The organism is Chryseobacterium sp. TQ-BC-N36, assembly GCF_058382295.1.
Window position 1 is genome coordinate 2,032,137 of sequence record NZ_CM178175.1, and the last position, 14,591, is coordinate 2,046,727.

Genomic DNA, 14,591 nt, shown 5'->3' on the forward strand with positions numbered 1-14,591 from the left:
ATTTCTATTGAAATTTAGTCTTTTAAATATAAATAAACAATGAAGTTCTTTCCTTTTTTTCGAGATTTTTCGTTCTGTGTCCTTTTCCGGCAGTATCTTCTACCAGAAGAATTTCACCCGTTAGGAATTTTCTTTTATCTCCCAGGGAGGTTTCTATTTCCACACCTCCATCCAAAAGGGCAATATATTGCTTCTGCGGTGCACAATGAAAATCGAAATCATAATCTGCCGATACTTTTCTGAACTGTAATTTTTTAACATCAATAGCTTCTGAAAGGAAACCGATATCTCCCTGATCAACAAGAGGAATTTCTATCTCCTCAAAATGAGTTTCACCTCTTTCATCACTAAAAATACGTGTGATATTCATTGTGTCTGATTTAGAATAAGATTTTTTTAAATTCAATTAAAGTTAACCGCGAAAGTCGCAAAACTATTATCCGGTATTTTAAACGCAGTTAATAAGATCTTTGCGGCTTTTGCTGTTAAAGTACTTATTTAAATAGTATTGAGTTAGTCAATTCAATTTCCTCTGTATTGATGGAATGTCCGAAATTGGCATATACTTTTTCGGTTACCTCAGCATTCATTTCTCTTAAAATATTTGCGGTAGCATATACTCTTTCTACAGGAACATGAAAATCAGGATTGCTGGTTCCCAGAAAAACAGGAGTTCCGGCAAAGTCACCTTTATAATTTTCACGATTGATCTTATCTCCTATCACTCCTCCGATAATAGCTGCTGCTCCTCCAAACTTCTGAGCATTGCGGGCCAGAAACTCAAGGGTAAGACAGGCTCCCTGTGAAAACCCGAAAAAGTATATATTTTCTGGTTTAATTCCTGCATCCACCGCTGCTTTTACTGTTTCGCCAACCATTTCCAGAGCTGATGAAAGCCAGGGCTCATTTTGTTCTGCCGGTGCCATAAATGAATAGGGATACCACGTATGATTCAAAGCTTGTGGTGCCAGCAGTGCATAATCTTTCACGTTCAAATGCTGGGATAAACTTAAAATATCCTGAGCAGTTCCTCCACGTCCATGAATCATGATCAAGGCTTTTTCTGCCTGATTCAATGGTATTCCTGCTGTTTTTATATTGATAATATGACTCATTATTTTTATCTGAATTTTTCTGTTGGATAATCGACTACAGGAAGCACTTCACTAAGACGTTCTCTTCTTTTTTCAAATTGCTGCGGTAACATCAGATCCTGTCCTAAAAACTCTGCTTCTTCATCGACATCGAATCCGGGGCCTGAAGTGGCAATTTCAAACAATACACCTCCCGGCTCTTTAAAATAGACAGAGGTAAAATATTTTCTGTCCTTCACTTCTGTATGTTCCAATCCGTATGCATTTAATCTCTTTACCATTTCAAGCTGAGATGCCGCATCCGGAGTAGCAAAAGCCACGTGGTGAACGGTTCCTCTTCCTGCCAATCCTTTTAAGGCATTAGGAGTGGAAAGCAGATCTACATATTTCCCCGGCATATTTTCTGTTCCCAGTCTCAGTCTGTCAGGACTTTCTTTGATCACTTTATGATCCATCTGTGTCGTAAGCAGAGCAGCCGTTCTTTCATAGGCATCCTGCCAGATTTCTACATGATGAATTCCCCTGATCGCGTAATCTTTAGGAATATAACCATTATAATATCCTTTTCTTTCATCCTTATTATTAAAAACCAATTCCAGTCCCAGCCCGTCAAAATCTTCAAGATAAATAAAAACTTCATCTGAAAATCTTTGCTGTGGCTGCTTAAAAGGAATATTAAACTGCTCCAGACGGTTCATCCAATAATCCAGAGCATCTATGGAAACGGAAAAAGCAGTGGTATTGAGCATTCCTTTACCATGCCTACCATTGATCAGATCTTTACCATACGGAAAAGTAGTCATAATTGTTCCCGGTGTTCCGTATTCGTCACCAAAATAAAAATGATAAACATCTGAGTAATCGAAATTGACTGTTTTTTTGACTAAACGAAGTCCTAATACTCCTGTGTAAAAGTCTATATTTTCCTGTGCATTGCCGGTAATTGCCGTAACATGATGCAGTCCTGTGATAAGGTTCATAGTATTGATAATTATTAAATGGTTATTATGATGGGATTCGAGATTCGGGGATTCGGGTTGATAAGGTCGAGACTCTCAAACCCTCTTACTCTCAAACTCAAACTCGAATCCCGAAACCCGACTCTCAAACTCATTACAGTTCATCCTTCAGCCAGACATCATTATATTCTTCCGGATGGCGTTTGAACTGAGCGTGAACATACGGACACAGCGGCAGAATCTTTAAATCATTTTCTCTTGCATAAGACACCAGCCTCTCCAATAAAATTTTGGCAAAGCCTTTTCCTTCATATTCCGGATCCACTTCGGTATGATAAACAGTCAGCTTTTGTCCAATGACTGAAATATCCATTTTACCTGCTTTATGATCGTCTGAGAAGAGCTGGATTTCTCCTTTTCTTCCTTCTAACACTACTTCTGTTCTTTCCATTTTGTTTGTTTTTAATTCTTAATTCAAAATTAGCATCTTTATCAGAGCCTGCCGATGATCTATGATAATTTCGGAAGCACTCCTTCTATTTTCTCGCGTATTCCCTCGTATTGTACAGGAAGCTTCAGGTTGGTTCCCAGTTCATTCAGAGGTTCATCCACTGTGAATCCCGGATTATCAGTAGCGATTTCAAATAAAACACCACCCGGTTCACGGAAATACAGTGAATAGAAATAATCCCTGTTGATTTTCGGAGTGATGCTCAATCCCGCAGATAAAGCCTTTTCACGATATTCCATCAGAACATTATCATCTTTTACTCTGAATGCAATGTGGTGATTGGTTCCGGCAGCATTTCTTCCTGCAGAAATGGTATCGTTTTCAATAATATCTACCAGATTAGCGGTATCAATGGCATCAGTAGCCAATCTGTATCTTCCCCCCTCCTGTTTTTTAAGATCATATCCTAAAATATCAGTCAGAACTTTGATCGTAGGATCTGCTTTTTTTAGGGTTAAAGTAACATTGTGAAATCCTTTCAGTGCATTTTCTTCCTTAATATCATCAGTTGTCCATACTTTTCTGTTATCATCACCCGAAGGTTCTATAAACTGCAACTGAAGTCCGTCCGGATCCGTAAAAGAGATCATCTTTTCACCAAATACTTCGCCTTCTTCTACATTGACATTAAAATCCTGCAAACGGCTTTTCCAGAATTCAAGACTTCCTTTAGGCACAGAATAACCGATATGGGTAGCCATTCCGCTTCCATTGGTTCCCTTACCGATTCCTTCCCATGGAAAGAAAGTAAGAATGGTTCCCGGAGTTCCGTTTTCATTTCCGAAATAGAAATGATATGTTCCCGGATCATCGAAATTTACTGTTTTCTTTACCAGTCTTACTCCTAAAACTTTTGTATAAAAATCTAAATTTCTTTTCGCATTGTCTGCTATTGCTGTAATATGATGCAGACCTAATATTCTATTGTCCATGTCTTTTAATTTTGATGCTAAATTACAGTGAACAAAAATCCTGTGCATTTAACTAGTTTAATAAATGCAGATTCTCCATTTTCTCAAAATATTTCAGTCTAGAATAAAATTTGTACAATTCCCAAAAATCTTGACTTATTTTATATTTTTCATAAGATCAATAACAGTATAATTTCAGTAAAGTTTCGGTTAACTATCAGAAAACACCAGGTAAAGCATTCTAAAACACTAAAACACAAAATACATAACAATCTGATTTTAAATAAACTAAATCGTTAACAATAAATTAATATCTAAATTGTCTACTTTTTTAGTGGACTAATAAAAATTATATTATATATTTGCAACCGTATTCAGGAAATAAAGCAAAATGAAGGCAGAATTAAATAATTCAATAAAAAAACATACCATCAAAAATATGATGAAGGATATGTGTATGCCTATACATCAAGAATACTGTGGTTGACCTTACTTTTATTTAGACATATTTTCAAAGGCTTTACCACATGGTAGAGCCTTTTTTCATTGAACACAACAACATTAAAAACATAAAAATGAGCAATTCTAAAAACAAATGGTTGATTCCATTGGCGTTTACAAACATCTATGTGATATGGGGAATTACGTTTTTAGCTATTTCATTTGGCTTGAAAGGTTTTCCGCCATTCATTCTTTCGGGATTAAGATTTCTGGTGGCCGGAATTCTAATGATCGGATATCTTCTTTCTAAGGGGGAAAAACCAAATTCTCTGATCAACTGGAAGAAAAATGCAATTACCGGGATTCTTATCCTTACCGGAGGAACAGGTCTTGTTGCCTGGGGAGAACAATATGTAACGGCTTCTGAAGCTGCAATTTCTATTGCAACCGGACCGTTCTGGTTTATTGCCATCGACAGAAAGAACTGGAAGTATTATTTTTCAGATAAGTTTATTCCTATAGGATTGGTTATTGGTTTTGTAGGGCTGGTACTCTTTTTAAAAGGCAGCGTACACGCTAATGAAGCCCATGCAGCCGTTGACGGAAATCTTCGCATTACTGCATTTGTGGTTTTGGGATTAAGTTCTATTGCATGGGTGCTTGGTTCTTTATATTCAAAGAAAAATCCGGCGTCACAATCTACCTTTATGAATATTGCCCAACAGCTTATAGTAGCAGGATTAGCATCTTTTTTGATCGCTTTTTTCAGAAAAGAATGGACAGGTTTTTCAGTTTCTTCAGTTCCGTTATCTGCATGGTCCGGGGTTCTATTTTTGATCTTCTTTGGATCGATAGTCGCTTATTTGTCGTACATTTGGCTCTTGTCCGTAAAACCCGCTGCTTTGGTAAGCACTCACACCTATATCAATCCTATCGTAACAGTGATTGCAGGCTGGGTTGTTGCCCATCAAAGCATCAATGGAGGTCAGCTGTATGGTTTGTTCATCATATTGCTGGGAGTACTTCTAACAAATGTGACCAAGTATTTCAAACTTTCAAAACGGTCGAAGGTCAAAATCAGAAGAATAAGAAGATTTTTAAACAGAACAGGCAGACCCTATCAGCCTATTTAAACAGTATATAAAATCAGAATGATAGAAATCAGAAACATATCAAAAACATTCCACCAGAAAAAACAGTCTTTTAAGGCATTGGATAAGGTGAGTCTTACTATAGAAAAAGGAGATATTGTGGGAATTATCGGGTTTTCGGGTGCAGGAAAAAGTACCCTGATCCGTACCGTGAATCTATTGGAAAGACCGGATGAGGGACAGATCATTATTAACGGAAAAGATTTTACTACACTCAGTTCCCAGCAACTGGCTGAGGAACGTAAAAAAATAGGAATGATCTTCCAGCATTTCAACCTTCTTTCTTCAAGAACTGTTTTTGATAATGTAGCGCTTCCTTTGGAGCTGGATCACAACAATAAAGATCAGATTAACAAAAAGGTCAATGAATTACTGAAGATTGTAGGACTTGAAGATAAAGCCAACGATTATCCCAAGAGCCTATCCGGGGGACAAAAACAAAGGGTAGCTATTGCAAGGGCCCTGGCCAATGATCCTTATCTTCTTCTTTGTGACGAAGCCACCAGTGCTTTGGATCCGGCAACTACACAGTCTATTCTCCAGCTTTTAAGAGATATCAATCAGAGATTGGGAATTACCATCCTTTTAATTACCCACGAAATGGAAGTGATCAAATCGGTATGCAACCACGTTGCAGTGATCGACAAAGGAAAATTATTAACAAAAGGTACATTAAGCGAGATTATCTCGGACAGAGAAAACCCGATTATCCGCCAATTTATAAATTCAGATATCATGACCCTGCCGCAGGAACTCATTACCAGACTGCAGAAAGAACCGAAAGACGGTCTATTTCCGCTGGTAGAGATAGAACTTAACGAAAATATCAGCGTTGAACAAATTCTTTCGGCGCTATATAATCAATTTAAAATCCCTTATAAACTTTTAAAAGCCGACGTAGAATACTTCGGAAATTCCAATTTCGGTAAACTTCTGCTGCAGCTCCAGGGAGGAACAGAAGAAAACCAGCAGGCGATCTATTATTTCAATCAAAATAAAATTCAAAATACAGTAAAAGGATATGCTTAGTGACGCGGTAATTGCCCTTTTGGCAAAAGGAACCTGGGAAACGGTTTATATGACATTTTTGTCCGGCTTTTTTGGTTTTGTACTGGGACTTCCGGTAGGAATTCTGCTATTTTTAACCAGAAAAGGCCAGTTGCTGGAAAACACTTTCTATCATAGAGGACTTTCCATCATCGTTAATATCTTCCGTGCCATCCCTTTTATTATTCTAATCGTCTGGATGATTCCTTTTACCAGAGTTCTGGCAGGAACATCTATCGGAGTGAATGCAGCTTTGGTTCCGCTAAGTGTGGGAGCCGCTCCTTTTATTGCACGACTTGTGGAGAACAGTCTTATTGAAGTTCCTCACGGGCTTATAGAGACTGCGAGAGCGCTGGGAGCTTCTCCGTTACAGATTATCAGAAAAGTTTTGCTTCCTGAAGCACTTCCTTCATTAATCAACAATGCCACCATCACTTTGATTACCCTTGTAGGATACTCAGCAATGGGGGGAGCCGTAGGTGCCGGAGGACTTGGGCAGGTGGGCTACCAGTACGGATATATCGGGTATGATATTGTTATTATGAATACAGTACTGATATTACTGGTACTCCTGGTATTCATCATTCAGTTTATGGGTGACAGGCTGTCCAAAAGATTTGACCACAGGTAGTTGAGTCCCGGTTATAGGTCGGATAGTTTGGGAGGATGGGATTGGGCACCTTTCTAATTTGCCTTTCGTAATTTAACGACTCTCATCTTAATTTTAAATAAAAAATAGAATGAAAAAAATAAAGATTTTTGGTTTATTGGCTGCGGGGATATTACTGTTCAGTGCCTGTTCGGGAAGAAAAGATGACCCGAATTTTATTCGTGTGGGAATCACTTATGGTCCTGAGCAGGAAATTGCTGAAGTGGCAAAAAAAGTAGCAAAAGATAAATACAACCTGGAAGTGGAACTTATTCCTTTTAATGATTATGTAGTTCCCAATGAAGCTTTGACCAACGGAGATATTGACGCCAATGCATTCCAGCATATTCCTTACTTAACGGAACAGTCCAAGCAGAGAGGTTATAACCTTGTTCCTGTGGGAAATACATTTGTGTACCCTATTGTGGCCTATTCAAAAAAGATTAAAAATATTAGCGAGCTCCAGAACGGCAGCACGATTGTTATTCCCAATGATCCTACCAACGGAGGGCGTTCTTTGCTTCTGCTGCAGAAAAACGGGTTATTGAAATTAAAAGCAGGCGTTGGACTTCTTCCAAAGGTAACTGATATTACAGAAAATCCGAAGCAGCTGAAAATTATGGAAATTGAAGGAGCCCAGATTCCAAGGGTTCTGGATGACAGAGATGTTGTTGTAGGGGTGATCAATAATAATTTTGCTGCACAGGCCGGTTTGGATCAGGAAAAGCAAGGCATCCTTGTCGAAGATAAAGACTCTCCTTATGTGAATGTAGTCGTGGCAAGACAGGATAATAAAAACAGTCAGAAAGTAAAAAATTTTGTAAAAGCCTATGAGTCTCCTGAAGTGGAAAAGAAAGCCAAAGAAATTTTCAAAGGAGGTGCTGTGAAAGGATGGGACTGATGAGTTGGAGGGTTTGAGTGACTGAGAGTATTAGACATAATTTCTTTTCAGATTTGACATTTCTCTTTTTCTCTTTCTTTTTCAGCTCCAAAAAATAAAATATTTAAGAATATGCTGTCTGCAAACAAGCAGGCAGTTTTTTATTCATTATTTTTTATTTTCTCAATTTGAGATAATAAAAATTTTCTTTACTTTTGTTTTTAATCAAACTGAAAGGCATTATGTTAAAAAAAACCGTCATTATAAGTTTACTCACTTTTATTTCTGCATCTTATATGGCTCAGATCAATACTCCCATTCCCGTTTATCTGGATGAATCCAAACCTGTAGAACAGCGTATTCAGGATGCATTATCAAAAATGACTCTGGAAGAAAAAGTGGCTATGCTGCATGCACAGTCTAAATTCAGTTCACCGGGTGTACCAAGATTGGGAATCCCGGAATTCTGGACTACAGATGGACCTCACGGGGTTCGTCCTGAAGTCATGTGGGATGAATGGGACCAGGCAGGATGGACCAACGACTCCATTATTGCTTACCCTGCCCTGACTGCTTTATCTGCAACATGGAATAAAAAAATGGCATGGAATTATGGAAAAGCTCTGGGTGAGGAAGCCCGTTACAGAAAAAAAGATATTCTTCTGGGGCCTGGAGTAAACATCTACAGAACACCGCTGAACGGAAGAAATTTCGAATATATGGGTGAAGATCCCTATCTGACTTCAAAGATGGTGGTTCCTTATATCAAAGGAGTGCAGTCTAACGGTGTTGCAACTTCTGTAAAACATTTTGCGCTGAACAACCAGGAAATGTTCCGCCATACAAGTAATGTGAATGTAGATGACAGAGCGCTTTATGAAATTTACCTTCCTGCATTTAAAGCAGCGGTAACAGAGGGTGATTCATGGACGATCATGGGAGCTTATGATATGTACAAAGGCCAGTATGCCAGCCAGAATCAGTATCTTTTAAATGATATTTTGAAGAAAGAATGGAACTATAAAGGCGTTGTGGTATCCGACTGGGGTGCTGTCAACAATACGGAACAGGCTATTCACAATGGTCTTGACCTTGAATTCGGATCATGGACCAACGGACTTTCTGCAGGAACAAAAAATGCCTATGACAATTATTATCTGGCAAAGCCTTATCTCGATTTGATTAAAGCAGGAAAAGTAGGAACCAAAGAACTTGATGATAAAGTCACAAGACTGCTTCGTCTCGCCTATAAAACAACAATGAACCGTAATAAACCTTTCGGAAATATTGCTTCTGAAGAACACAAAGCGGTTGCCAAAGAAATAGGTGAAGAAGGAATCGTTTTATTAAAAAACCAGGGAAATATTCTTCCAATTGATATTAATAAGGCTAAAAAAATAGCAGTTATCGGAGAAAATGCCATCAAAATCATGACGGTAGGCGGCGGTTCTTCATCATTAAAAGTGAAATATGAAACGTTGCCTTTAGATGGGATCAGATCCAGATTTGGAAAACAGTCTGACGTACAGTATGCAAGAGGGTATGTAGGAGATATCGGAGGTGAGTATAATGGCGTAAAATCCGGACAGGATCTGAAAGATACCCGTTCTGAAGCAGAATTATTGAATGAAGCTGTAGAACTGGCCAAAAAATCAGATTATGTCATTTTTGTAGGCGGCCTTAATAAGGCAGATTTCCAGGACAGTGAAGGAAATGACAGAAAAAGCTATGGACTGCCTTACAATCAGGATCAGATCATCTCTGCTCTGGCAAAAGCCAATAAAAACCTTGCGGTAGTTTTAGTTTCAGGAAATGCTGTGGCCATGCCATGGATTAAAGAAGTTCCTACCGTTGTACAGGCCTGGTATCTGGGTTCTGAGGCTGGAAATTCCATTGCTGCAATTTTAGCGGGCGATGCCAACCCATCAGGAAAACTTCCGTTTACATTCCCGGTAAAACTTGAAGACAATTCGGCCCACCAGCTCGGGGAATACCCTGGCCAAAAGGATGAATTCGCTGCAGGAAAAGGTAAAGACCAGAAAAACCCAATCAATATCACATACAACGAAGGCATTTTTGTAGGGTATCGCTGGCATGACACCAAAAACATAAAACCATTGTTCAGTTTCGGACATGGTTTGAGCTATACCACTTTTGAATTCGGGAAAGCAAAAGCAGATCAGACCACAATATCACAGGATGGTAAGATTACCTTTACAGTAACGGTTAAAAATACGGGTAAAAAAGCAGGTGCCGAAGTTGCCCAGCTTTACATCAGTGATTTAAAATCATCTGTTCCCCGTCCTGCAAAAGAACTGAAAGGCTTTGAAAAAGTATATCTGAATCCGGGAGAACAGAAAGAAGTTACTTTCACGATTGACAAAACGGCTTTAAGCTATTTTGATCCTCAAAAGCACGATTGGGTTGCTGAACCGGGAGACTTTGAAGCACTGATTGGAAATTCGTCAGATGCGATTAAAACGAAGGTGAAGTTTATCCTTAAGTAAATAAAAACTGAGCGTTAAGAGTATAAAACTCTGTTTGATAATTATTTGATTGAATGCTAAACAGATTCCAGATCGGGATCTGTTTTTTTATCCAAGGTTTTTGAAAGCTGTCAGATCTACGAAAGTTTTTTAACGCAAAGTTTTAAATGAAAAAAGTAATACTTTTAAGGGGGCTAAGAAAGCAACACTGTTGTTTACGAAGGATCATGACTGTACGTTTGCTTAGAAAGAATCAATTTCATTGATTCAAAACTTTGCTGCCTTAAAATAATAAGAAACTCAAATGAAACTTTGCGTTAATTTTTTTCTCACAGATCACAGAGATTCCACAGTTTTTGGAGATCATCAAGAGTAGATTCTCTCTTCGAGCTTTCAGCCAAAAATAAAAAGCAGATTCCAATGGGAAACCTGCTTTTATTGTATCTGACAAGGCCTGAATTATTTTCCGCCTCCGCCATTTTTCTCTACATCTGTTTTGGTATTTTCTTTTACCTTCTGATTTCCAAAGCGTTTTACAAAAGTAAGCGAAACACCGTACCAGTCCCATTTTGAATATTCTCTGAAAGTTCCGTCAGGGCTATAAGTCGTATTATCCCCATAAGGCCTTTTAAAGATATTCATCAGCTGCATGCTCAGCTCCATCTGGGTTTTCGGGAATATTTTGGTCACTGAAATATTATGGAAAACATTGGTATTGTTTGCATAAGAGTTTCCGTTATTCTGATTGGCCAATTCTACCCATGCGCTGAGGTTAATATTTTTATTGAAAAGGTTGGTATAAGAAACATTCGCGGAAGCCCCCCAATAGCTGATATAATCTTTCCCTCTTAAATCATTTTTTTGATTGAAATCTTTATTGTTAATATAGTACCACCCAAATCCGGCATTTACGTTCAGCTTATTTTTCAGGAAATTCTGATTGGTATTGGCAAAAAGATAATACTTTTCAACCTTTCCATCGAAGTTCCCGGGTAAAGAGACTGTTCTTCCGTTCTCCGTTACATAAGTCGTCCAGTAATCCTGATTGGTATGCATATACCTTGCAGAAATAAAGTATTTTTTCAGAATTCCAAACTTCAGATAAAGCCGGTCATTAGGGTTTGGATTCAGATAAAGATTCCCCCTGGAATAAGTTCCGTTAATTTCGGGTACCAGAAAAGGATTAAATTCTGAATACCATGGTCTCCAAATACTCCGGTTATACGTAAGGCTCAGATCAAATTTCTCTGAAAAGCTGTATTTCAATAATAAATTGGGAAGAAAAGTCCCGTAAGAATCTCTCCTCTCCGTACCTGCCACATCCTGTCTTACTTTATAATCGATATACTCATACCGCAGCCCGATCCTGGTTTCCAGTTTTTCAAAAAATGTCTTGCTGTAGTTAGCATATAAAGAGCTCAGATTATCCTCATAATGAAACCTGTCATTTCTTGATAAATTAGAAAATTCAGGTGTTGGATTATCCATACTGAATCCGTAAAGACTGTTGGGAATAACATGATTATTCAATTCCGTTTTCCCTCCCACTTCCATAGTACCGCCTGATTTACCAAAAGGCTGTGTATAATCAACCTTCAGATAATAATTACGCATCTGATTTTTACTGATCACTCCCAACTGCTGGTTTGTTATTACTCCCTGCTTGTTAATCTGTTTATCAATTAAATTATCATCATTATTACTGGAGTAGTTGGTTCCTATATTAACATCTAAAATTCTGTTCTTTTCTTTATCATAATACTTATAGAAAGCATTGGTTCCCAGATTACGGCTGAAGCCCCAGTTATTCTGAGTCTGGTGAAAAGATTCACCGGGATCTCCGTCTTTGGAAGTCATCCCGTCGGATTCTGCCGAAGATAAATTCCTGTTCTGTGAGTATTCCAGTACAAGCCCAAAATTATTTTTGTCATTGATTTCAAATTCAGAAGTAGAGGAAATAGAAGGGCTTTCATTTCGCATGAGGTTTTCCAGACTGAACTGGGTGAGCTTATTTCCCTCATACCGGTTGTCCCACGTCTGAGTCTTCTGTACATAATTTCCGCTGCTGTAACTTCCTATAAGGGTCTGTGTAAACTTTTTCTTATGGTAGTTCAGATTAAAATTCGTGTACTGTGAGTTTTTGGTACTCTGCCTGTTATTGAGAGAGATACTCCCTTTTAACCCTTCGTCATCCCTTTTTTTAAGGACAATATTAATCACGGATCCTGAGGTTTCATAACGGGAAGACGGGCTGGTAATAACTTCAATTTTCATCAGGTTATCAGCGGGAATGGTCTTAAGATACTCTTTCAGTTCTTTTCCTGTAAACACTGATTTCCTGTCATTAATATAAACTGTTACCAGCTGTCCTTCAGCTTTTACCTCATCATTATTATTAATACTTACCAAAGGAGTCATTCTAAGAACATCCCATGTTGTATTTCCGGCCAGAATTGCACTGTTAGCTACATTGAATACAGTTCTGTCCACTTTAGATTCTACGGTTGGTTTTCTGGCAACCAGAGTGACCGCTTCTATTTCTTTTGCATTTCCTTTTACAGTATCCTTTGCAGCTGTGGCCTGCTGGGCCATTGCTAATGAACCCGTTAATATTGCGATTGGAAATATGAGTATTTTCATGTGAAATTATAGTTTTTTCTATAAGACCACTATCTTCATGTATTTGTTACATCAAAAAGTAAAAAAAATTAAAATAAGCATTTAATTTCCAATAAGATACCAACTGAAAACAAGAACATAAATTCAAAAAAAATATAAACTATTCAAAAAATCAATACAATATAAATTACCTCAATAATAAATACTCTTAAAAAAGTATTTTATATGTAATTTCAGTATAGCATAAAAAATTTCTAAATTAATGACGAGCACATGAATATTTGTATTAAAACAGGAAAAAATTTCTTCATCAGCAGATCTTCAAAGACCTGACAAAAAAGGTCCGGATCTCACCCGGACCTCCAGCAATAGTAAATTTACAAGGAATACTATTAAAATATACGTTAGTTTAAACTTTCAAAATAATGGATAACTCCTACTTCAGGCAGGCGAAGCGGGTCCCCGTTAAAATCAGATTTCTGTTTTCTGCTGTTTTCCAGGAAAGAATTACTGAAAAGAGCATATGAAGGCTGCTCTGCTATTCCGTTTTTTAAAAGCTGATGAGCTTCCACAATTGTTTTTCCATATAATTTTCTGAAATTTCCAATACTATATTGGGAAAAGGAGCCATAATGAACAATGAACTTGAGAGCCAGATCAATAGTAGTCCCTAAGCTCCTGCTCAGTTCCTCTATTTTCCTGTTGAAAGCACTTCTCATCTTCCACAGCATCTTTGATATACTTTTGTAAGATGGATTTTCATCATAACGGTAAAATAAAATGGCATCACCCTCAATCTCGGAAATTTCAAAGTACTGATTATTTACATCAATCAGCGTAGACAGTAACTGTCGTACAATATACTCACCTGTATACAGTTTTGTACTGAACACAAACTCGGTAAATCCGCTGAAATCCGGAATAAGAATGATCCCCTCCTGTATATTTGTCTTCATAATGATAATGGATTAAAAATCTGCTTCATCAATACAGACGAAGCAGATTCAATTTTACTTTATCATTCTAAAGCAAAAAAGAAAATCTAAGGAAACATCTGCTGAGTACATTTTTGTTAAACAACAATAATCAATTCCTTATCATATCCGTTGTACTTCTCATCAATATAACCGTGAGGGTTGCAGATCACTTCCGTTTCATCAATTTTATATCTGCATGGAGTGTGAATGTGGCCGTGAATCCAGTATAATGGCTGATATTCTTTTATTACATCCTCCAGATCAGAAGCATAGGCAGCCGTTAGTTCATCTTCTTGATATTGTTCCGGCACTGATCTGATGCTGGGCGCATGATGCGTAATGACAATATTTTTAAGTCCTCTTGAATCTTTCAGGCTTTCCTGCAGCCATTGTTTTGAGAACTGATGGATTTTAAAGGTATCCAGTGTTCTCATTTTCGAATAGGAAGGATCTCTCCTGATCATTTTATAATCATTCATTTTGGACTGACAAAGCATTCCGTACTGAACAGGATTTCCAAAGATAGAAAAATCCGTCCATAAGGTGGCCCCATGAAAACGCACTCCTTCAATATCTACACATGAATTTTCAAGCACATGAACATTGGAATCCAGAGCCGCTTCTTTGATCTTGTTAAGGGTTTTCGGGTATGAGCCTTTATAGTATTCATGATTACCCAAAACATAGATGACAGGTTTGTCAGGAATGACATCTTTAATCCATTCAATACCTTTGGTTCCGAGATTGACATCCCCTGCCAGCACAACAATATCCGAATGATCAAAATATAATTCCGTACTCCCAAATTCCCGATGAAGATCGCTAATAACCTGTATTTTCATGACAAATAGTAAAGAAGCAAAGAT

The 14,591-nt window shown here is 37.8% G+C and carries 13 protein-coding genes; 5 read left to right on the forward strand and 8 right to left on the reverse strand.

Features of this window, described 5'->3' with window-relative positions:
- Window positions 1–22 precede the first annotated feature (22 nt).
- From AC3FI7_RS09095 to AC3FI7_RS09115, 5 genes are all read right to left on the reverse strand, one after another.
- On the reverse strand, window positions 23–370 hold the full coding sequence (locus AC3FI7_RS09095; RefSeq protein ID WP_142723375.1) for a cupin domain-containing protein: 348 nt from the start codon (window positions 368–370) through the stop codon (window positions 23–25).
- A gap of 124 nt (window positions 371–494) precedes the next feature.
- Window positions 495–1,115 carry an alpha/beta hydrolase gene (locus AC3FI7_RS09100; protein WP_142723374.1) on the reverse strand — a complete coding sequence of 207 codons (621 nt, stop codon included), beginning with the start codon at window positions 1,113–1,115 and terminating at the stop codon, window positions 495–497.
- A gap of 5 nt (window positions 1,116–1,120) precedes the next feature.
- Window positions 1,121–2,074, reverse strand: a complete 954-nt coding sequence (locus AC3FI7_RS09105; protein ID WP_343659093.1) for a VOC family protein — start codon at window positions 2,072–2,074, stop codon at window positions 1,121–1,123.
- 133 nt (window positions 2,075–2,207) lie between these two features.
- On the reverse strand, window positions 2,208–2,504 hold the full coding sequence (locus AC3FI7_RS09110) for a GNAT family N-acetyltransferase (protein WP_343659094.1): 297 nt from the start codon (window positions 2,502–2,504) through the stop codon (window positions 2,208–2,210).
- Between the two features lie 59 nt (window positions 2,505–2,563).
- On the reverse strand, window positions 2,564–3,496 hold the full coding sequence (locus tag AC3FI7_RS09115) for a ring-cleaving dioxygenase (protein ID WP_172617018.1): 933 nt from the start codon (window positions 3,494–3,496) through the stop codon (window positions 2,564–2,566).
- Between the two features lie 554 nt (window positions 3,497–4,050).
- Between AC3FI7_RS09115 and AC3FI7_RS09120 the strand changes: the two genes are divergently transcribed.
- From AC3FI7_RS09120 to AC3FI7_RS09140, 5 genes are all read left to right on the forward strand, one after another.
- Entirely contained in the window at window positions 4,051–5,049 is a 999-nt protein-coding gene (locus AC3FI7_RS09120) for an EamA family transporter (protein WP_142723370.1), read from the forward strand.
- Window positions 5,050–5,067: 18 nt separating this feature from the next.
- Window positions 5,068–6,096 (forward strand): methionine ABC transporter ATP-binding protein, encoded by a 1,029-nt coding sequence (locus AC3FI7_RS09125; RefSeq protein WP_142723369.1) that lies wholly within the window; start codon window positions 5,068–5,070, stop codon window positions 6,094–6,096.
- Window positions 6,089–6,745, forward strand: coding sequence for a methionine ABC transporter permease MetI (gene metI / locus AC3FI7_RS09130; protein WP_002977759.1), 657 nt, complete (start codon window positions 6,089–6,091; stop codon window positions 6,743–6,745). The genes AC3FI7_RS09125 and metI overlap by 8 nt, the downstream gene beginning before the upstream one ends.
- Before the next feature lie 109 nt (window positions 6,746–6,854).
- A complete protein-coding gene (gene metQ / locus AC3FI7_RS09135) occupies window positions 6,855–7,664 on the forward strand; it encodes a methionine ABC transporter substrate-binding lipoprotein MetQ (RefSeq protein WP_291895858.1) in 810 nt (269 codons plus the stop codon).
- A gap of 275 nt (window positions 7,665–7,939) precedes the next feature.
- Window positions 7,940–10,150: a glycoside hydrolase family 3 C-terminal domain-containing protein gene (locus AC3FI7_RS09140; protein WP_491462090.1), complete on the forward strand. Its 2,211-nt coding sequence runs from the start codon at window positions 7,940–7,942 to the stop codon at window positions 10,148–10,150.
- A 438-nt stretch (window positions 10,151–10,588) separates the two neighbouring features.
- Here the strand turns inward: AC3FI7_RS09140 and AC3FI7_RS09145 are convergent, their stop codons facing one another.
- The 3 genes from AC3FI7_RS09145 to AC3FI7_RS09155 all read right to left on the reverse strand — a co-directional run bounded on the left by AC3FI7_RS09145 (window position 10,589) and on the right by AC3FI7_RS09155 (window position 14,567).
- Window positions 10,589–12,769, reverse strand: coding sequence for a TonB-dependent receptor domain-containing protein (locus AC3FI7_RS09145; RefSeq protein WP_142723366.1), 2,181 nt, complete (start codon window positions 12,767–12,769; stop codon window positions 10,589–10,591).
- Window positions 12,770–13,152: 383 nt separating this feature from the next.
- Window positions 13,153–13,704, reverse strand: a complete 552-nt coding sequence (locus AC3FI7_RS09150; RefSeq protein ID WP_142723365.1) for a DUF2652 domain-containing protein — start codon at window positions 13,702–13,704, stop codon at window positions 13,153–13,155.
- Between the two features lie 116 nt (window positions 13,705–13,820).
- On the reverse strand, window positions 13,821–14,567 hold the full coding sequence (locus AC3FI7_RS09155) for a metallophosphoesterase (RefSeq protein WP_142723364.1): 747 nt from the start codon (window positions 14,565–14,567) through the stop codon (window positions 13,821–13,823).
- Between the last annotated feature and the right edge of the window lie 24 nt (window positions 14,568–14,591).